A 19,217-nucleotide genomic window follows, 5' to 3' on the forward strand; every position below is an offset into this window, starting at 1 on the left:
TCGATATTGAAATTTAAATAGTAGCAGTTTACATACAACTACAACGTATTCTTTGGAGAGAACCTGCCAGCCGGATAAGTATAAATAACTTTATCCGTTGGCTACAGGCAACTGATTTTTATTTTTCTGGCGGTTCCTGTTTCTGCCCGGCGTAAATTTAGGCAGTAAAAAATGCATACTTAAACCCTTGGGTTGTTGATTATCTGCATAAATTTTGCCATGGTGGCGATCAATGATGTGTTTGGTTAACGCCAAGCCTAAACCTGTACCCGGTTTATTAGCACTGCTGTCTGCACGATAAAAAGCAGTAAAAATATGCGGTAACTGATTTTCTGCTACACCGGGGCCATTGTCACTGATATCAACCTGCCATTGCTGTTTACCACCCTCATGCAGATAAACCTTAATTTCACTGCCATCAGGGCTGTAATTAATGGCATTACGCACAACATTATCAAAAGCCCGATATAAATAGCTTTCATTGGCTTTTACCATAGCAGTATCAGGAATATCACACTGCCATGATAAAGTTTGCTGATGCTGCATAGCTATGGCCTGATTGTCTTCCACGATTTGTTTGATTAGTGGCACCAAAGACAAAGGTTCGAGCGTAATAGGCAAATCAGAAGTTTCCAGCCGTGATAAGGTAAGCAATTCACCTACCAATAAATCCATACGCCCCAGTTCACTTTCCAGACGCTGCAAGTGTTGTTCCTGTTTTTGTGGCTGTACGTGAATTAAACCAATAATTGCCTGCATGCGTGCCAGCGGGGAGCGCATTTCATGCGATACATGGTGCAGCAGGTGACGTTCTTTTTCCACAAGTTTCTGCAATTTATCTGCCATATTGTCAAACTGTACGGCCAGAGAATACAGTTCATCACGACGTTCTGATAACTGATGAGAAACACGGGTCTGCAAATTCCCATGAGCCAGACGATCCATCCCGCGCCATAATACGCGGATTGGCTGAGTAATATTATTAGCCAGAATATAGGCTGTTAATAAACCAACAACAATAATAAAGCTGAGAATGATAAATTCGTGCCAGACTGGTGCAATGGGTAAACCGGGAATAAAAAACGGGCTCGGCGGGCGTGGAGTACGTTCATGGTTCCAGCCACGAATCATGAAGAGATATTCTTCACCCAGTGAATTATAGGCAATCTGTACGAGTTTTGAGTGCGGATGTGACAAAGCGAACTCATGTGCTTTATCGATATCCTCAGGATCAATAGGGCGCCCTAGTATGTCGTTTTTGTTGTCACCGGTAATAACATACAGGTTTTCGCCACCCGGACTATTCCCCCACTCAACCAGTTGTTCGCGTATACCGGCATCACCACGTGCCTGAAACGCATTCATGGTGCTGCTCAGCAGATTTTCTTCAAAATTGCGCTGTTGTTTAAACCGTGTTTCGGCTAAAGTGTTTTGTACCAGCCAGAATGAAGAACTGGCCACAAAAATGGCACAAACAATAACAGCACAAAAAGTAGCAAAGATACGGGGGAACAGTTTCATAAATCAGAACAGGCTGTTTATTAACAGCCTGTATCCACTGGTTCAGTTTTTTACAAACAGATAACCCAGACCACGCACAGTCTGAATCAGACTGGCATTGCCCAGCTTATGACGAATACTGGATATATGAACGTCGATACTGCGATCAAATTTAGCCAGCTTCCGGTCTAGTGCTTCCAGAGACAGTGTTTCTTTGCTAACTACCTGTCCGGCATGACGCATCAGAACTTCCAGCAGATTAAATTCGGTACTGGTCAGCTCCAGTGGTTCCTCTTCAATAGTAACCTGACGTTTAGCCGGATAAAGTACTACACCACTGGCTGCAATACTGTTCGGAATGCCATTCTGGTCATTGTCATGGCTTTGATGTGTACGGCGAAGAATAGCATTGATACGAGCCAGCAATTCACGCGGCTGACAAGGTTTCGGCACATAGTCATCCGCACCCATTTCCAAACCGATAATGCGATCAATATCATCACCTTTGGCGGTTAGCATAATAATCGGAATCTTGCTTTGAACCCGTACCGTTTTCAATACATCCAGACCGTTCATTTTCGGCATCATGGAATCCAGAACCACTACATCATACTGACCGGTTAAAATTTCTTTAACACCGGCTTCACCATCAGCAACGCGGCTGACTTCCAGACCTTCTGCTGTCAGATATTCAGTGAGCAGTTCAGTCAACAAATTATCATCATCAATTAATAATACGCGATTCATATCATCCTCCTAAATGGAAGTGCGTTGTCTGTATTGACTACAGACGAATTTACTATATTTACACTTTGTATCTTAACATGTAGGTTGAGATTATCTTTACAATAACAAGGCTTTTGCTCATTTTTTCATTAAAAAGCACTATGTTAAATATTTGTCTGAACTCTATAAACAATTCACTTTCTGCATGCTTTGCTGCTGATATTTCAGGCAATCTTGTTGCAATTGTGGTATTACTGCCACGGCCTGAGGCTGCTGTTTAAATCTGCTTATAAAACCAGGAACAAGTACAGGATAATAATGACTTACATGGCTGAACCACTCTTTAGCCTCATTATTCTGATGTGCTTGCTCTAAGTAAAATCCGCGCATGAAAGTGTTGCTATACGGGCGATACCGTCCGGCAAGTAATGCAGCCTGTTTACCCCATAAAGGTAAAAAAGAATCAGTAACATTCAACTTTTCGATAATTGCCATGTCTACATAATAACGAAGAAAGTACATTTGATTACGCAAATCATGCATACGGCTTACTTGTTCAGCCTGGGGCAGATTACGTTCAGCACGCACTTTTAAAAAACGCTGATAGTTCATCATTTGCCACAGAAGCAGAATCATCGAAATCAATACCACTATGGCGCAGAACTGATTTACGCGGCCGGACGCCGGACGGCAAGACCGTTTCAAGTCTTTCTGTGATACAGGCGTTAGTGCCACAAACAAAACAAACACAGCAAGAAAATAGCTGTACCACAGCGGATATTCCAGCATGCTGTGGCATAAAGACACCAGAATCATACTGATCAGCACAATTGATGCCGGATTAAATCCCTTACGTAAATAAGGCCAGATAACCCATACAAAGCAGGCACTGACAATTAGCAGTCCGACTATGCCTGTTTCAGCCAGTAATTGTAATACCAGATTATGACAATGAGTAAACAGCACGGTATTTTCATACTGACGAAAACCATTCGGATAAACATCTGCAATAGCAAAGCCCTGATATGAATAACTGCCCCAGCCATAACCAAACCACGGAGCACTTTGAAATATCAGCCAGGCCTTATGCCACTCCATTTGCCTGCCAGACCGGGCAAATCCACCCTGTTCCAGCCGTGCTGTTCCGGATTGAAAATTGATATGCAGCAACATGTCAAATAATGGGCTTAATATCAGCTGAAACAACAATACCAGACCTATGGCAACACCCAGCATCAGCAACAGGCGATTCGCTGCAGAACCAGCACGCCAGCGCCAGAAAAATAGTGACAGTCCTATTACCAGCACATAGACAACAATCGTCCGTGAACCGATTAGTCCCATGATGCCAGTAAACCAGATTAATAAAATCCATACCAGCCAGTTAGGCAGACGTCGCTGTTCCCATAAAAAGCACAGTGCCAGCACGCCCCACATCAGATAATGCCCGAGATGATTGCGCTGTGCCAGCTGACCATAGATGTAATGATTACCCGGACCGCGCAATATTCCCGGTACCCGGTCTGCAATATCAGCAAACTGCATTACACATACGATTGACTGTAGCAGTACACCCAGCACAAGAGCCATCGCCAGAATAGTGACAGCCTGAGTCTGGCCTATGCGAATCACCCATGCCCGTGCAGCCCATGCGAGCAAAGCCATTACTACAAATACCAGAGCAGTCAGATCAGACTGGCTGATATAAGTAAGATGCATAACTCTTGCCTGTAGCATCAGCAAAAAAGCGAGCAATAGCAGACTGATACAGGCAGGAGGAAATGAAAACTGAGTGTTGCGTGTCAGTACCGTTAATCCAGTCAGACAAAGAGCAAAAAATAACGTCCCGGCTTCCAGATAAAAGCTTGACAGCGTACCTACCCGCCAACTCGACATAAATGGCACAATGCATAAAGTCAGCATCCCCAGCCACCATATCAGCGTGGACAGACGGTAAATACTCGGACACGAATCAATTTGTGACTGATTCATACAACTCTCCAACGAATAACATCATTAGCCGGCTTATATTATTTATTAAACAGGCTGCCTGAAAATTTTCAGGCAGCCTGTTATTTCAGTAAAAAAGTAAAAGTGACAAAACTATTCTCTTCCCGAGTGGACTGTTAAAGCAGTCTTTTCGTTACTACTACCCAAACAGCGACACACCAGAATTCCTACTTCATAAAGAAGAATCAATGGTATAGCAAGTAATGTTTGCGACAGCACATCCGGTGGTGTTACTACGGCAGCCACAACAAAAGCACCTACCACCACATAGGCACGGGCTTTTTTCAATTGCTGAACAGACACTACTCCGATTCTGTTTAACAGAATCACCAGTACAGGCACTTCAAATGTTACTCCGAATGCTACAAACATACCTAGAATAAAAGACAAATATTTATCTATATCAGTTGCCATACTGACACCGACAGGAATAACACCGGTAAGAAAACGGAAAATAACCGGAAAAACCAGATAGTAGGCAAATGCCATACCTAAAGCAAATAATAAAACACTGGCAATCAGCAATGGCAGTATCAGACGTTTCTCATGTCTGTACAAACCCGGTGCCACGAAAGCCCAGATTTGATACAGTGTATGCGGAAGTGTCAGAAGAAATGCCGCCATCAATGTTACTTTTAACGGCACAAAAAACGGGGCAATCACTTCAGTAGCAATCATATGCTGACCAGCCGGAAGATTCGCCATTAATGGTTCAGCTACAAAAGTATAAATTTTTTGCGCAAAAGGCACTAAAACTACAAAGCACAGCAGCAGAATTCCCAGAATCCACATCAAGCGGCGACGCAATTCCAGCAAATGATCAATCAGTGTCAATTCAGTATTTTCTTCAACCTGCTTCACAATCGGTTATCCATCAATGTCGGCGTACCCGCAGTTTAGGAGTAATGCTGTGCCGCGGTCGCATATCCCGCCGGCGTTGCAGAGCCTGCCGGCGTAACGATACCCGATGCAGCAATGGTGCTTCCCTTACAGGCAAATGATAATTTTGTGACGACCCAGAGAACTCCGGCGTACTGTCTGTTTCAGTTTGCTGTTCATCTTTAGAGAGCTGACGTTTAAGTTCATCTACTTCACCGCGGATACTATGCACATTGGCATTGATATCATGCTCAAAAGAACGGGCTGCGGCTTCAATGCTGTCACGCGCCTGCCTGAATTCTGCCACGCCGGCCTGCTGGCTTAGTTCGGTTTTAACATTATTAATGAAATTCTGAATGCGCCCGACCCAGAGACCGGCACTGCGTGCTACCTTGGGTAGCCGCTCCGGTCCGAGTACAACCAGAGCCACAGCAGCAATCAGTAAAATTTCACCAAACCCCAAACCAAACATAAATGCTTTCTACACTTTGCTGTCGTCTTTATTATGTTCGATTACATCATCATTTTTTGCGCTTTCCCGGTCACTTTCGTTCAGTCCCTGCTTAAAATCATGTACAGCTCCGCCCAGATCTTTACCAAGATTACGTAATTTTTTGGTGCCAAAAATCAGTACAACAATCAGTAATACCAAAGCCCAATGCCAAATTGAAAAACTGCCCATGATGTTATCCTTTACTTCAACTGCCTAAAAAAACATGCGCCTGCTGTTTACTCACAGCTGCGCATATTTAAAATTCCATTGTAATTACTGTGGCTGGCGACTGGCTTTTTCAGTCAGACCAGACACATTTTGCCGCTGCTGCAATTCCTGCAATACATCTTCAACCCGAATCTGATGATAAGTTAATAACACCATCGTATGAAACCAGACATCAGCAACTTCTTTAACTAAATGCTGTTTATCCCCGTCCTTGGATGCCATTAATACTTCACCGGCTTCCTCAATCACTTTTTTCAGGATTTTATCTTCACCGGCATGTAATAACTGAGAAACATAAGAAGTTTTCGGTGAAGCTTCACGTCTGCTGTCCAGCACATCAGCCAGTTCAGTTAATACTCTGGAAAAATCTGCTTTTTCCGGCAATTGTGTCATCCTGCTTCCTCTTTAATCAGTATGTGTGTGTCCATTGGCAGGACGTGTATATATTTCATTTTCATTTTTGATAACCGGGTCAGTACTCTGCCAGTCACCATCATGATAAACACGATAAAAACAGCTGGCATGTCCGGTATGACAGGCAATACCTCCGGACTGCTCAACCAGCAGCACCAGTGCATCACCGTCGCAATCCAGCCGCATTTCATATACCTTTTGCGTATGCCCGGACTGTTCGCCTTTCATCCATTGCTGCTGGCGTGACCGGCTGTAATAATGAGCCAGACCAGTAGTTACCGTCTGACGCAAAGCTTCGGCATTCATCCATGCCACCATAAGAACGCGCTGAGTATGCCTGTCCTGTACCACCGCGCAAACCAGACCTTTATCATCCCACTTTATCGCTTCCAGAAGCGTATCAAACACTGCAATTGTCCTTATTTTCAGGTAAACATACAACCACTATCAGAAGCCAGATTAGATACGCATTTCAATACCGGCCTGTTTCATGGCTATCTTGGCATCCTGAATACGTACTTCACCAAAGTGAAAAATACTGGCAGCCAGTACAGCATCAGCATGACCTTCCTGAATACCTTCTATCAAATGTTCAATATTGCCCACACCTCCCGATGCAACAACAGGAACCGACACAGCATCACTTACAGCCCGGGTTAACGGTAAATTAAACCCTGCACGGGTACCATCACGATCCATACTGGTCAGCAAAATCTCACCGGCTCCGCGTAAGGCCATATCCTGTGCCCAGGCTACTGCATCGAGTCCGGTATGCCGGCGTCCGCCATGAGTAAAAACCTCCCAGCAGGTATTCTCGGCATTGATTGCTTTAGCATCTACCGCCACAACAATTGCCTGATTACCGAAAAATGCACTGGCTTCACTAACCAGTTCAGGGTTGGTCACTGCTGCAGTATTAATTGATACCTTATCAGCACCGGCATTAAGTAAGCGGCGCACGTCTTCAACACTGCGCACGCCGCCTCCTACTGTCAGCGGAATAAATACCCGGCTGGCTACCGCTTCAATAACATGTAAAATCGTATCACGATTATCCGAACTGGCGGTAATATCCAGAAAAGTCAGCTCGTCAGCACCTTCATCATTATAGCGCTGTGCTACCTCAACCGGACTACCGGCATCACGCAAAGAAACAAAATTAATTCCCTTAACTACCCGCCCGTTATCAACATCCAGACAGGGAATAATACGTTTGGCTAAAGCCATAATAATGCCATCTTTCTCTGCTACTGAGCAGCAATCATTTACTTAGCCACTGCTCAACCAGAGCAAAAATATGATTCTGATAAAAATAGTAAGCAATACCCACAATTAATGTATAAATCACAGCACTGGTAGTACTTACAGCAATAATATCAAAGAGCCATATGACAATGAATACAAATACCCATTGTGCCATCCATCCCACTAACCAGACATTGTTAACTTCCGGCCATGCATGTTCTATGATACTGCTGAATACCATCATCGCCATCGTAAATATACTGGCCTGAAAAAATGTCTGTCTCGGGCGATTCATTGTAAAGAATAGCCATAAAACTATTACTACCGCACCTAAGATGCTAACCATAAACGTCCTCCCTGATTACCTGTACAGTTACAGTCCAAAAATCATATTGGCTATCGGTATTAATCGAGTCCTATATGATTATTAATTTATACAAAATCAGATTATCAGAAAATATTCTGATCAAGCACTGTCAGCAAAATTTATTACTTATACTGATCAGCCATCCGCTGTGCTGCGGCCAGATCAAGTGAACCTTCATAAATCGCGCGTCCTACAATAGCTCCGGTAACACCCTGCCCGGTTACGGCACATAAAGCTTTCACATCTTTCATACTGCTCACCCCGCCGGATGCAATAACCGGCACAGAAGCTGCCTGTGCCAGCTTAACTGTGGCATCAATATTCACACCACTCATCATTCCATCGCGACCAATATCAGTGTAGATAATGCTGTTAACACCATCATCCGCAAACTGTCTTGCCAGCTCAGTAACATGAATATCTGTCACTTTCGCCCAGCCATCAATGGCAACCATACCATCTTTGGCATCCAGCCCGACAATAATTTGTCCGGGGAAAGCTGCACATGCCTGACGCACAAATCCGGGATTATTCACAGCTGCTGTACCAATAATGACAAAACTCAGTCCCAGCTGCAGATATTGTTCAATTGTATGCAAATCACGAATGCCACCGCCAAGCTGCACAGGCACATTATCCGCTACCTGTTCAAGTATCGCTTTGATGGCGGTCATGTTTTCTGGTTTTCCGGCAAAAGCACCATCCAGATCAACTAAATGCAAACGACGCGCCCCCTGCTCACACCAGTGCACAGCCATCTGCGCAGGCTCATCAGAAAATACAGTGGCTTTTTCCATCAGCCCCTGTTGAAGACGTACACACTGTCCGCCTTTTAAATCAATTGCTGGAATCAATAACATATTAAATTCAAATATACTGACGAGTTAAACACCGGTACCTTTACTTCAATTAAAACGTACCATCCCACCGTAAAAAATTACCCAGCAGCTGCAAACCGGCCGCATGGCTTTTTTCAGTATGAAACTGCGTAGCAAAAACATTATCTCTGCCTACTATACAGGCAAAATCACCGGCATAATCAGCCGTACCCAGAATAATTGACGGATCCTCTGGTCGCAGATAATAACTATGAACAAAATAAAACCATTCATCCTGAGCCACACCGGCAAATAAAGGATGCTCTTGCATCTGATGTACACGGTTCCAGCCCATATGCGGTATTTTCAGTGGCCTGCCATCAGTACTTAATGCAGCCTGAAAACGCGGTACCGTACCCTGAAACCAGCCTAATCCGGCCGTATTACCCTCTTCGCTACATTCAAACAGCAATTGTGCACCAACACAGATACCAAAAAACGGTTTGCGCCGCAATCCGTCTTCCAGCGCATCAGCCAATCCGCTCCGCTGCAAAGCAGCCATACAGTCCGGCATAGCCCCCTGACCAGGAAAAATAATTTTATCAGCCTGATATACCTCATCCGGTTCGGCTGTCAGAATAACTTCCGCCTGCATCTGCTGTAACTGGTTTGCCGCCTGTACAGATTTCAGCACTGAATGCAGATTACCCATACCATAATTGACAATGGCTACTTTCATCTTCATATCTTTATAAAATCAACTGAACATACCTGCAGCAAAAGTTTATCCGGAGTCCGGTTATCACTAACGGGCTGCCTGCTAAGAAACAGCTTGTTATCATACATGAACACCGGATAGCTGAAAATCTGAAACTGGCAGATTATGATACGTAGCCATAATCTTGCTAAAAAAACACATATTTATCAGCAATTATGCTGATTATTTCCATATTATCCATCAGAATTTTATTATCCGGTGACTGATTTCATTTATTTTTATCCGTTAAATTCAATGACAACTTACCGTAAAAAAATAATCCTGAAGATATAAATAACCGGCATATTCATCAGCAATTGATTGCAAAAGCCGATAGAAACTGTAATCAATCACTTCCAACACAACATAACGTATATAAGACAGCCATCAGTAATTGTGACTTGCAAAATAAATTATTGCAGATAGTTTCATAATTACTCGTACAGACCGACATAAATAAATTTATCCGCCAATGTATACACACCAGCGGATTAGAATCTATACAAAACCATTATGCAGTCAGCGTCCCTTTCGTCGACGGCATCACCCCTGCCATTCGCTCATCCTGAGTAACAGCCATTCGCAAAGCACGCCCGAACGCTTTGAAAATCGTTTCTGCCTGATGATGAGCATTCAAACCACGCAAATTATCAATGTGCAGAGTCATCATGGCATGATTCACTAAACCATGAAAAAATTCACTGAACAAATCCACATCAAACCGACCGATTAACGCCCGGGTAAACTCTACGTTATAAACCAGACCGGGACGACCGGATAAATCCAGCACCACCCTGCTCAAAGATTCGTCCAGCGGCACATAACTATGTCCATAACGCGTAATACCGCATTTATCACCCAGTGCCTGTTTTAACGCCTGTCCCAGCGCAATACCAATATCTTCAACAGTATGATGATCATCAATATGCAGATCTCCGCGACAACGGATATCCAGATCAATTAACCCATGACGGGCAATCTGATCGAGCATATGCTCCAGAAAAGGCACTCCGGTATCAAAATTTCCTATACCGGTGCCATCAAGATTAATACTTATTTGTATTTTTGTTTCACTGGTATTACGCGTAATTGTCGCAGTTCGCATGCAATGTTCCATTTCAAAATTATTTATATATGCAGTAGTATAAATTGCCTGCGGCATTTCTCCACTACACCTACAATCTATATCAACTCATTTCTGCCGGCAAGGTCAGCCGGTGTTTTCTTTTCAGCAAACACAAAAAACACGTTTATCAGATAAAATATTATCAAATCATCCTCTCTTGCTTTCGATCAGCCTGACTACATATTAAAATCAATATTTATCTTTTTATTTATTGTAATTATGAGTCAAACCAGCCATTATCAGTTACATCAGATAGACAATATTTCTCTGCAACGTCTGTGCGGCGTATTAGACCAGCACATTATCAGCCTGGGCAAAGCTCTGGATCTTGAAATTACCCGTCGTTTTGACCATTTTACCTTAAGCGGAGAACATATCAGTCAAGGAGTGAAAGCATTGGAGAATCTGGCCAGCATAGCGCGTGAGCGCGATATCAGCGATAGTGACATCCATTTAGCTGCGGTAGAAGCCAAAACCACCACACAGGAAAATTCAGACCACCATGAACCCAAAGTCTGGACTCTGCGCACCCGCCGCGGCAACATCAGCGGGCGCACCCCGCGTCAGAACGGTTATATACAGGCATTATTAAAACATGATGTCGTATTTGGGCTGGGGCCTGCCGGTACCGGTAAAACCTATCTTGCCGTCGCTGCTGCAGTAGATGCCATTGAAAAACATCAGGTAGAACGTATCGTACTGGTTCGTCCGGCTGTAGAGGCCGGAGAAAAACTCGGATTTCTGCCTGGCGATCTGGCACAAAAAGTCGATCCGTATCTGCGTCCCCTGTATGATGCCCTTTATGACCTGATGGGCTTCGACCGTGTGACCAAACTACTGGAAAAAGGGCTGATTGAAATCGCACCTTTAGCCTATATGCGCGGACGCACACTTAACGGGGCTTATATTATTCTTGATGAAGCCCAGAATACCACACCAGAACAAATGAAAATGTTCCTGACCCGTATCGGCTTCGGAGCCAAAGCAGTGATTACCGGTGACATCAGCCAGATCGACTTACCTAAAACTATCAAAAGCGGTCTGAAAGATGCGCGTGAAAAACTCAGCAACATTGAGGGGATTTATTTTCACGTATTCACCAGCGAAGACGTAGTACGCCATCCGTTAGTACAGAAAATTGTCGACGCTTATGATGAAGCAGCTGAAAAAGAACAGTAATCTTTTGATTAATGATTAATCTGAGCACACTGATAACGCAATAAAATAATTTGATTACCGGCAGAAGCTGCATATTCCGCACAGACAGGAAAATGATATTTTACCGCCTGCTGCTAACAGCATAACTGTCAAACAACCCGGACATATCCATTTTCCGGCATGTTAAACTACATCCGGTAAATAAATTCCAACCGACATAAATATGATGAAAACTATTCTGATCACAGGCTGTTCCAGCGGTATCGGGTATGCAACCGCTCAGCTTCTGCGACAAGACAACTGGCGCGTTTATACAAGCTGCCGTCGGGCAGAAGATGTAGAGCGCTTACGTTCAGAAGGTTTTCACAGTCTGCAACTGGATATTACCAATGATGAACAGATACTGGCAGCTATCGAAACCGTAATAGCCGAATTCGGCCACCTTGATGCTTTATTTTGCAATGCCGGTTACGGTCAGACAGGTGCAGCCGAGGATCTTTGCCGGGCAGCCTTACAGGAACAGTTTAATACCAACGTATTCGGCACATGGCAATGCATCAACGCAGCAATGAAAATTTTCCGGCGTCAGCAGCATGGCCGTATTCTGGTAAATTCCAGCATACTGGGCTATGCAGCCATGCCTTGGCGCAGTGCTTATACCAGCAGCAAATTTGCACTGGAAGGACTTTGTGATACCTTGCGTCATGAAACTCATGCCAGTGGTATTTATATCAGCCTGCTTGAGCCCGGACCGATCACCAGTCGCTTTCGTCCCAATGCTCTGATTAAATTCAAACAATATATAGATGTTGAAAACAGCGTGCATCGTGCCGCCTATCAGGCACAGCTCAACCGCCTGCAGGCTGCCGGTTCTGTCGCACCGTTTACACTGACTGCCGAACAATGCGCTCAGGTCTGCGCCCGTGCACTCAATGCCAGCAAACCTAAAGCACGTTACCCGGTTACCGTACCGGCACACCTCTTCTGGTATCTGAAAAAATTCCTGCCCATCAGCTGTCTGGACTGGCTGTGTCGCACTGCCGTCAGAAAACAGGGAAAATCAAACTGACCCCTGCCACAGCCATTTGTCCCAACCAGCCCGCAAAAATCTTATAACAATGACAGAATTATTCAGTACACCCTCATTATCCCGCAAAGGTAATAACACCAGAATCGCCCTTATCCGCAGCGGCGTAGCAGCCATGACCACACACGGCTACATCAGTGCCAATATTGAAAGCATACTGAAACAGGTAGGCGTACCCAAAGGTTCTTTTTATCACTATTTCAAGAGTAAAGAAGAGTTTGGCATAGCCATACTCCAATACTACGACCACTTTTTTACTGAAAAACTGGAACAACATTTATTAAACCGGAATATCTCTTCCGCACTGGCCAGAATTAATGCATTCTGCACAGATGCCAAAACCAGCATGGCCAAATATCATTTCAACAGAGGTTGTCTGGTGGGTGAGCTAATGCAGGATGAATCTCTTCTGCCACAAAATTATCCTGCTTTACTCAACAACATCCTGCACAACTGGCAGGATAAAATAGCCTGCTGTTTGCAGCTGGCGCAACAGCAGCAAGAAATCAGTTCACAAACAGACTGCACAAAACTGGCTTACTTTTTCTGGCTTGGCTGGGAAGGTGCAGTCAGCCGTGCCAAACTGCTCAAAAATGCAACGCCGCTGGATATCTTTACCAAACATTTTTTTAATCTGATAAAAAACCATTAATCAGCTTCCAATATCTGTTACCAGTCATAATCAATAACACTCTACTTAACTGAAATTTAATCAAAATCCCTTATACTTGAATAGATTCGGCAATAATTGCTTACAACTAGACAACCGGTCTATAATAAAAACAGACCATTCGTCTAGTTAACAATAACAGGAATATCATCATGCTATCCAAAGCCATACTCTTAGAAAAAAATCAGACTGAATTTTCCTGCAACATCCAAAATATTAGTGAAGACACCCTGTTGCAACAACCAGGTGATACCCTGATTGAGGTGCAGTATTCAAGTTTGAATTATAAAGATGCTTTGGCTATTACCAACAGTGGACCTGTGGTACGGCAGTGGCCGATGATTCCCGGTATAGATGGTGTCGGAACCGTTATCAGCACCAGCAGTAAGCATTTCAAAGCCGGAGATAAAGTGATTTTAAATGGCCGGGGCTGTGGAGAAACCCACTGGGGCTGCATGAGCCAGCGTGCTTTTCTCAATGCAGACTGGCTTATCCCCCTACCCGCAGGCATAACTACCCGACAGTCCATGATTATCGGAACCGCCGGATATACAGCAGCCTTGTGTGTACAACGTATACTCGAGCATGGCATTACCCCCGAACAGGGTAATATTCTGGTTACCGGAGCCACCGGCGGTGTCGGATCAGTGGCGATTATGTTACTCACCCAGCTGGGCTATACCATTACCGCAGCTACCAGCAAAATCAACGATACAGATTATCTGCAGCAACTAGGTGTGCAGCATATTATCGACAGCAGAACCTTGTCTGGTACAGGCAAGCCATTACAAAAGGAACAATGGTTGGCAGCCATTGACGTGCTTGGTTCTCATAGTCTGGCTAATATCTGCGCACAAATCCGGTATGGTGGCATTGTTACTGCCTGTGGACTGGCACAGGGTATGGATTTTCCGTCCACAGTTGCACCATTTATTTTGCGAGGTATTACCCTGGCAGGTATTGATAGCGTCATGGCATCACGGGTAAAACGTATTGCAGCCTGGGATTTTCTTGCCAGACATCTGGACATTCAGCAATTAGAAAATATCGCGCATACCATATCGCTGAATCAGTGTCGCGACATTGCAGAAGATATCATTAGTGGTAAAATCCGAGGACGATTTATTGTCGATGTAAACCATTAAACCGATAATAGTAAACCTAATCTGCTGCCGGATATGACTTGCAGCTAACAAATATCCGGCATAATCTTTTATTATATTGTTAACAAGAAACATGCTAACTTAAAGCAATACTAAAATAACCGTAGTCAATTTCAACCATACATAATCATCCTGTATCAATGAATCCGCTAACCGTCTATCTTGCATCAGGCAGCCCGCGCCGGCATGAAATTCTCATTAATCTTGGCTACCATGTATTGCGGCTAAATGCAGAGATTGATGAAACTCCCTATCCGGATGAAAACGCCACAGATTATGTCCGGCGCATGGCAAGCATGAAAAACAGTGCAGCACTCAATGCCTGGCAGCAAAACAAACAGCAGCCACCAGAGTTTCCCCTTATCAGTGCCGATACCACCGTCAGCCTGAATAACCTGATTCTTGGTAAACCGGAAAATATCAACGACGCAACTCGTATGCTTAAACTGCTGTCAGGACAACAACATCATGTCCATACAGCAGTCTGCATCTATTGGCAAAATCAAACCTTTCAGACCTTGCAAACCAGTACAGTCAGTTTTGCCGCCTTAAATGATGAACAGATTGCCGCTTATATTGCTACCGGTGAGCCATTGGATAAAGCCGGAGCTTACGGTATCCAAGGGATGGGCGGAATGCTGGTCGAGCATATCAGCGGCAGCTTCACCGGCATCATGGGTTTGCCTGTATACGAAACTACTCAGCTGCTTACCCAATGTGGCTGTACACCACTTACCCGATCATAATAAGCAGAATTAAATCAGCATCCGTACAACTACCATGAAAATTTCTCTTCCACTATTCACTCTTACACTTATCTGCCTGACAGCCTGTTCACATAATGAGAGCACACACAGCATCAGTGAAGCTGCGGCTATCACCGCTTCGGATATCCAAAGTACCCATCTGGAAACCACCACTACCCTGGACCGGATTGCGGATGAAATAAACTCAGCCAGTAACGCTTCAGGCTCAAACAGCCATCCGGCCCGTCCTGCCTCCCTGCCTGCACAACATCAGTAAACCTATTGTCTGCCATCACAATTTATCTGCATTCGATAACATCAATACAAACCAATTCAAAACTATAAAATAAGTTAGCTTTGATTAGTATGGGTAATATCCGACAGCATAACAGCTAAAAAACAAACCATTACCAGCCATCCGCAGCAGGCATAATTGACGCAGAAAAATCAAAAATCTACCATTCTTGATTAAATAACTTAATCAAGATGAGCACAATTGTGGTTGATACAGCAGCAAAACACAATCAGCATGGCGGCGTAAGAGCCGGCGCCGGACGCAAAGCCAGAATTGCCGGACCCAAAATAGTCAAACGTATTCCTGTCAGCCTGATACCGGCAGTAGAACATCTGATGAATCAGCTGGCTGTTACCCCGCTGCGACCGGCACAGCATCTGCCTGCTAACTGCTGGAAAATAGCCGACAACCTCATGCAGCTCAACATTCCCTTAGCCACCGAAACCATTCCCGCCGGCTTTCCCAGCCCGGCAGAACCCTATATCAGCGATTATCTGGATTTCAACCAGTACCTGATAAAAAATCAGGCTGCCACCATTGCCGTACGCTGCGGTGGTGATTCTATGCAGGATGCCGGTATCAGCCGCAACGATTTGCTTATCATCGACCGCTCCATCACACCCAAACACCGTGATATCGTCATGGCCGATTTAGGTAATGAATTTACCATCAAACGGCTACACAAACTGGATAACAGCCATATCGAACTACACTCCGAAAACAGCAGCCAGTCTTATCCCAATTTCAGCCTAAAAGAAGGCGATACCCTTGCCATCGTCGGCGTCGTAACCTACGTTATCAAACACATCCGCTAACCAAGAAACCATGTTTTCAGATCAGCAACTTGCCTTTGTCGATATCGAAACTACCGGCGGACGCACCACCAGTGACCGTATTACCGAAATCGCGGTTATTTACACAGAAGCCGGACAGCAGCAACCACAAACTTTTCATACCCTGCTTAATCCCGATACCAGCATTCCGCCTTTTATTCAGTCTCTTACCGGCATCAGCAATAAAATGGTAGAAAAAGCACCTTATTTCGATAATGAAATTGCCGACCGACTGGCTGCCATCTTCAAAGAGCGAATCTTTATAGCGCACAATGTGCGTTTTGATTACGGCTTCATCAAAGCCGCTTTTAAACGGCTGGGCAGAACATTCAACCCGCAGCAACTGTGCACCGTTAAACTGTCGCGTCTGCTTTATCCCGAACACAAACATCACGGACTGGACAAAATTATTGCCCGCCATAACATCGACATGCAAAACCGTCATCGAGCCTTTGCCGATGCCCGGGCTATCTACGACTTCTGGCAGCAGCTCAGACACAACTTTCCCGCAGATATCCTGCATCAGGCCTGTAAAACCATCATGCAGCGCCCCAGCCTGCCCGCTCACCTGCACAGCGATGTTCTGGATAACATCAGCGACGATTACGGCGTGTACCTTATTTATGGTGACAACGACATTCCTCTGTATATTGGCAAAAGCAAGCAAGTTAAAACCCGCCTGATGAGCCATTTCAGTCAGGATGTACACAACAGCAAAGAAATGAGCCTGTCACAGCAAGCCAGAAAAATCGACATTATCCCCTGTAGCGGCGAACTGGATGCCCTGCTCACCGAATCAGCCCAGATTAAACAGCGCCAGCCCATCCTCAACCGTCGCCTGCGCCGTCAGAAAGACCTGTTTAGCTTCCGGCTGAATACCAATACTAACGGATACAACACCCTGAGCATTGTTCCCATGCGCCACGTTCAGCTTAACCGCGAACAGCACTATTACGGCCTGTTTCACAGCAAAAGTGATGCACAGAAAAGCATTAAAAACATCATCAGCAACACCGATCTGTGTCTGCAAACTCTGGGGATCGAAAAAGGCAGCAATAACCGCCCCTGCTTCCGCCATCAGCTGCATCAGTGCAGTGGTGCCTGCATCAACAAAATTACCGCCGACATGCACAACCTCAAACTTGCACTGGCTTTACAGAAAATTAAACTGGCTGCATGGCCGTTTAGTGGTTACGCCTATATAAAAGAACAGCACAAATACCACATCTTTCACCACTGGATTTATCTGGGCAGCGCCGGCAATACCGACGAACTGCAAACCCTGCTCAATCAGCCGCAAGGACAGCTTGATCGCGACATCTATCAAATCATCCGTCAGCATAAACATCTGCTGCAAGCCCTGAATCCTGCCCATGTTTGCCCTGATTGACGGCAATAACTTCTATTGCTCCTGTGAAAGAGCCTATCGCCCCGAACTCAGGCAGCAACCCGTTATCGTACTGAGCAATAACGATGGCTGCGTCATTTCCCGCTCCAATGAAGCCAAAGACATGGGCATCAGAATGGGTGTACCTTACTTTCAGATTCAGCACCTAGTTCGGCAAGGCAAGCTAATCGTCTTCTCGTCCAACTACGAGCTGTATGCCGACCTGTCGCGACGCATGATGAGTACCATTGCCTCACTGGTACCGGCCATTGAAATCTACTCAATCGACGAATGCTTTGCCAGCCTGCACGGTCTGAACAACCTGCATCAGCTCGGCCACAATATCCGCTCCCGTATCCAGCAGTGGGTAGGTATACCGACATGTGTCGGCATTGCCCCTACCCGTACACTAGCTAAATTTTGTAACCATCTGGCCAAACGCCACCGCCATCATTTCAATGGCGTTATTGTCTGGACAGACTGGAATCAGAATATCAGACAACGAGCCCTTGCCAGCGAGCCGGTTACCGAAATATGGGGTATCGGTCGCAGAATTGGCCACAAGCTCGCCACCCAAGGCATTCACACCGCTCTGGATTTCATCAATGCCCATACCCCAACCTTAAGAAAACAATTTGGTGTTGTACTCGAACGTACCCAGCGGGAAATGCAGGGAATTCCCTGTAGCGAACTCATCACAGAAGAAGCCGGTCGCCAGAATATCGTCCGTAGCCGCAGCTTCGGCAACATGGTCACCAATCTTGACGGTTTACAGGCGGCCATTAGCCATCACATTACCGCCGGATCAGCCAAACTGCGCGAACAAAACAGTCAGGCACATATCATTGGTGTATTTATCTACACCAACCGCTTTCGCCACGACCTGCCACAATACAACGGCTACCGGATTACCAAACTGCCTCAGGCCAGTAACGACACACTCACCCTCAACCACATTGCCCGGCACCTGCTAAACAGCATTTACCGTTCCGGCTACGAATATAAAAAATGTGGAATTGAACTGAGTGGCATCGAACCAGTGCACACCTTCCGGCAGTTAGATTTACTCTGCCATAGCCAGTACAATCACCGCCCTGAACTAATGAGAGCATGGGACAACATCATCAGCCGCTACGGCCGCAGCAGCATCCGGCTTGGCAGCGAACTGCAATCCGGCGACTGGCTTATGACCCGAACTCAGCTAAGCAACTGCATCACTACCAGATTTCCAGAAATATTAACTATCTGAATACTTTACACAGACTATCCATAACCAAGATTGCCTTTTAAATGGGATTCATCCAAAAATCAAAGA

At 45.1% G+C, this 19,217-nt stretch carries 21 protein-coding genes and 1 pseudogene; 9 read left to right on the forward strand and 13 right to left on the reverse strand.

Annotation, left to right across the window (positions count from 1 at the left end):
* Nucleotides 1–90 precede the first annotated feature (90 nt).
* From GYY70_RS08940 to hisB, 13 genes and pseudogenes are all read right to left on the reverse strand, one after another.
* Nucleotides 91–1,521, reverse strand: a complete 1,431-nt coding sequence (locus GYY70_RS08940) for a cell wall metabolism sensor histidine kinase WalK (RefSeq protein ID WP_084553809.1) — start codon at nt 1,519–1,521, stop codon at nt 91–93.
* 42 nt (nt 1,522–1,563) lie between these two features.
* Nucleotides 1,564–2,247, reverse strand: a complete 684-nt coding sequence (locus GYY70_RS08945; RefSeq protein ID WP_025331280.1) for a response regulator transcription factor — start codon at nt 2,245–2,247, stop codon at nt 1,564–1,566.
* Between the two features lie 162 nt (nt 2,248–2,409).
* The gene (locus GYY70_RS08950) at nt 2,410–4,218 is read right to left on the reverse strand and encodes a PglL family O-oligosaccharyltransferase (protein WP_174832100.1); all 1,809 of its coding nucleotides are present in this window, start codon (nt 4,216–4,218) and stop codon (nt 2,410–2,412) included.
* Nucleotides 4,219–4,329: 111 nt separating this feature from the next.
* On the reverse strand, nt 4,330–5,097 hold the full coding sequence (gene tatC, locus GYY70_RS08955) for a twin-arginine translocase subunit TatC (protein WP_370521175.1): 768 nt from the start codon (nt 5,095–5,097) through the stop codon (nt 4,330–4,332).
* A 13-nt stretch (nt 5,098–5,110) separates the two neighbouring features.
* Nucleotides 5,111–5,587, reverse strand: coding sequence for a Sec-independent protein translocase protein TatB (tatB, locus tag GYY70_RS08960; RefSeq protein ID WP_174832101.1), 477 nt, complete (start codon nt 5,585–5,587; stop codon nt 5,111–5,113).
* A 9-nt stretch (nt 5,588–5,596) separates the two neighbouring features.
* Nucleotides 5,597–5,797 (reverse strand): Sec-independent protein translocase subunit TatA, encoded by a 201-nt coding sequence (gene tatA / locus GYY70_RS08965; protein WP_084585738.1) that lies wholly within the window; start codon nt 5,795–5,797, stop codon nt 5,597–5,599.
* Nucleotides 5,798–5,881: 84 nt separating this feature from the next.
* Entirely contained in the window at nt 5,882–6,229 is a 348-nt protein-coding gene (locus GYY70_RS08970) for a phosphoribosyl-ATP diphosphatase (RefSeq protein WP_174832102.1), read from the reverse strand.
* 12 nt (nt 6,230–6,241) lie between these two features.
* On the reverse strand, nt 6,242–6,658 hold the full coding sequence (hisI, locus tag GYY70_RS08975) for a phosphoribosyl-AMP cyclohydrolase (RefSeq protein WP_174832103.1): 417 nt from the start codon (nt 6,656–6,658) through the stop codon (nt 6,242–6,244).
* Between the two features lie 51 nt (nt 6,659–6,709).
* On the reverse strand, nt 6,710–7,477 hold the full coding sequence (hisF, locus tag GYY70_RS08980; RefSeq protein WP_174832104.1) for an imidazole glycerol phosphate synthase subunit HisF: 768 nt from the start codon (nt 7,475–7,477) through the stop codon (nt 6,710–6,712).
* Nucleotides 7,478–7,511: 34 nt separating this feature from the next.
* On the reverse strand, nt 7,512–7,841 hold the full coding sequence (locus tag GYY70_RS08985; protein WP_174832105.1) for a hypothetical protein: 330 nt from the start codon (nt 7,839–7,841) through the stop codon (nt 7,512–7,514).
* A gap of 143 nt (nt 7,842–7,984) precedes the next feature.
* Nucleotides 7,985–8,722, reverse strand: coding sequence for a 1-(5-phosphoribosyl)-5-[(5-phosphoribosylamino)methylideneamino]imidazole-4-carboxamide isomerase (hisA, locus tag GYY70_RS08990; RefSeq protein ID WP_174832106.1), 738 nt, complete (start codon nt 8,720–8,722; stop codon nt 7,985–7,987).
* Between the two features lie 49 nt (nt 8,723–8,771).
* Nucleotides 8,772–9,419, reverse strand: a complete 648-nt coding sequence (hisH, locus tag GYY70_RS08995) for an imidazole glycerol phosphate synthase subunit HisH (RefSeq protein WP_174832107.1) — start codon at nt 9,417–9,419, stop codon at nt 8,772–8,774.
* A gap of 529 nt (nt 9,420–9,948) precedes the next feature.
* Nucleotides 9,949–10,539 (reverse strand): annotated as a pseudogene (hisB, locus tag GYY70_RS09000) (imidazoleglycerol-phosphate dehydratase HisB); the annotation flags it as partial.
* A 243-nt stretch (nt 10,540–10,782) separates the two neighbouring features.
* Here hisB and GYY70_RS09005 point away from each other — a divergent pair.
* The 9 genes from GYY70_RS09005 to GYY70_RS09045 all read left to right on the forward strand — a co-directional run bounded on the left by GYY70_RS09005 (nt 10,783) and on the right by GYY70_RS09045 (nt 19,151).
* Nucleotides 10,783–11,742 carry a PhoH family protein gene (locus GYY70_RS09005; RefSeq protein WP_174832109.1) on the forward strand — a complete coding sequence of 320 codons (960 nt, stop codon included), beginning with the start codon at nt 10,783–10,785 and terminating at the stop codon, nt 11,740–11,742.
* A gap of 205 nt (nt 11,743–11,947) precedes the next feature.
* Complete coding sequence (locus GYY70_RS09010; protein WP_174832198.1) at nt 11,948–12,790, forward strand: SDR family NAD(P)-dependent oxidoreductase; 843 nt, start codon at nt 11,948–11,950, stop codon at nt 12,788–12,790.
* 49 nt (nt 12,791–12,839) lie between these two features.
* A complete protein-coding gene (locus tag GYY70_RS09015; RefSeq protein ID WP_180214739.1) occupies nt 12,840–13,460 on the forward strand; it encodes a TetR/AcrR family transcriptional regulator in 621 nt (206 codons plus the stop codon).
* Between the two features lie 170 nt (nt 13,461–13,630).
* A complete protein-coding gene (locus GYY70_RS09020; RefSeq protein ID WP_174832110.1) occupies nt 13,631–14,623 on the forward strand; it encodes an MDR family oxidoreductase in 993 nt (330 codons plus the stop codon).
* Nucleotides 14,624–14,781: 158 nt separating this feature from the next.
* Nucleotides 14,782–15,387 (forward strand): nucleoside triphosphate pyrophosphatase, encoded by a 606-nt coding sequence (locus tag GYY70_RS09025; protein WP_174832111.1) that lies wholly within the window; start codon nt 14,782–14,784, stop codon nt 15,385–15,387.
* 34 nt (nt 15,388–15,421) lie between these two features.
* Nucleotides 15,422–15,664, forward strand: a complete 243-nt coding sequence (locus GYY70_RS09030) for a hypothetical protein (protein ID WP_174832112.1) — start codon at nt 15,422–15,424, stop codon at nt 15,662–15,664.
* 209 nt (nt 15,665–15,873) lie between these two features.
* Nucleotides 15,874–16,497, forward strand: a complete 624-nt coding sequence (locus tag GYY70_RS09035) for a LexA family transcriptional regulator (RefSeq protein WP_174832113.1) — start codon at nt 15,874–15,876, stop codon at nt 16,495–16,497.
* Nucleotides 16,498–16,507: 10 nt separating this feature from the next.
* Entirely contained in the window at nt 16,508–17,905 is a 1,398-nt protein-coding gene (locus tag GYY70_RS09040; protein WP_174832114.1) for a 3'-5' exonuclease family protein, read from the forward strand.
* Nucleotides 17,889–19,151, forward strand: a complete 1,263-nt coding sequence (locus tag GYY70_RS09045) for a Y-family DNA polymerase (RefSeq protein WP_174832115.1) — start codon at nt 17,889–17,891, stop codon at nt 19,149–19,151. The genes GYY70_RS09040 and GYY70_RS09045 overlap by 17 nt, the downstream gene beginning before the upstream one ends.
* Nucleotides 19,152–19,217: the final 66 nt, after the last annotated feature.

The organism is Snodgrassella sp. ESL0324, from assembly GCF_013344955.1.
In the GTDB taxonomy this organism is placed as follows: domain Bacteria; phylum Pseudomonadota; class Gammaproteobacteria; order Burkholderiales; family Neisseriaceae; genus Snodgrassella; species Snodgrassella alvi.

Bases quoted from the DNA above. Each gene is read 5' to 3' on its own strand.
- GYY70_RS08940 (WP_084553809.1), bottom strand. From the start codon at position 1,521: ATGAAACTGTTCCCCCGTATCTTTGCTACTTTTTGTGCTGTTATTGTT.
- GYY70_RS08945 (WP_025331280.1), bottom strand. From the start codon at position 2,247: ATGAATCGCGTATTATTAATTGATGATGATAATTTGTTGACTGAACTG.
- GYY70_RS08950 (WP_174832100.1), bottom strand. From the start codon at position 4,218: ATGAATCAGTCACAAATTGATTCGTGTCCGAGTATTTACCGTCTGTCC.
- tatB (WP_174832101.1), bottom strand. From the start codon at position 5,587: ATGTTTGGTTTGGGGTTTGGTGAAATTTTACTGATTGCTGCTGTGGCT.
- tatA (WP_084585738.1), bottom strand. From the start codon at position 5,797: ATGGGCAGTTTTTCAATTTGGCATTGGGCTTTGGTATTACTGATTGTT.
- GYY70_RS08970 (WP_174832102.1), bottom strand. From the start codon at position 6,229: ATGACACAATTGCCGGAAAAAGCAGATTTTTCCAGAGTATTAACTGAA.
- hisF (WP_174832104.1), bottom strand. From the start codon at position 7,477: ATGGCTTTAGCCAAACGTATTATTCCCTGTCTGGATGTTGATAACGGG.
- GYY70_RS08985 (WP_174832105.1), bottom strand. From the start codon at position 7,841: ATGGTTAGCATCTTAGGTGCGGTAGTAATAGTTTTATGGCTATTCTTT.
- hisA (WP_174832106.1), bottom strand. From the start codon at position 8,722: ATGTTATTGATTCCAGCAATTGATTTAAAAGGCGGACAGTGTGTACGT.
- hisH (WP_174832107.1), bottom strand. From the start codon at position 9,419: ATGAAAGTAGCCATTGTCAATTATGGTATGGGTAATCTGCATTCAGTG.
- GYY70_RS09005 (WP_174832109.1), top strand. From the start codon at position 10,783: ATGAGTCAAACCAGCCATTATCAGTTACATCAGATAGACAATATTTCT.
- GYY70_RS09010 (WP_174832198.1), top strand. From the start codon at position 11,948: ATGAAAACTATTCTGATCACAGGCTGTTCCAGCGGTATCGGGTATGCA.
- GYY70_RS09015 (WP_180214739.1), top strand. From the start codon at position 12,840: ATGACAGAATTATTCAGTACACCCTCATTATCCCGCAAAGGTAATAAC.
- GYY70_RS09020 (WP_174832110.1), top strand. From the start codon at position 13,631: ATGCTATCCAAAGCCATACTCTTAGAAAAAAATCAGACTGAATTTTCC.
- GYY70_RS09025 (WP_174832111.1), top strand. From the start codon at position 14,782: ATGAATCCGCTAACCGTCTATCTTGCATCAGGCAGCCCGCGCCGGCAT.
- GYY70_RS09030 (WP_174832112.1), top strand. From the start codon at position 15,422: ATGAAAATTTCTCTTCCACTATTCACTCTTACACTTATCTGCCTGACA.
- GYY70_RS09035 (WP_174832113.1), top strand. From the start codon at position 15,874: ATGAGCACAATTGTGGTTGATACAGCAGCAAAACACAATCAGCATGGC.
- GYY70_RS09040 (WP_174832114.1), top strand. From the start codon at position 16,508: ATGTTTTCAGATCAGCAACTTGCCTTTGTCGATATCGAAACTACCGGC.
- GYY70_RS09045 (WP_174832115.1), top strand. From the start codon at position 17,889: ATGTTTGCCCTGATTGACGGCAATAACTTCTATTGCTCCTGTGAAAGA.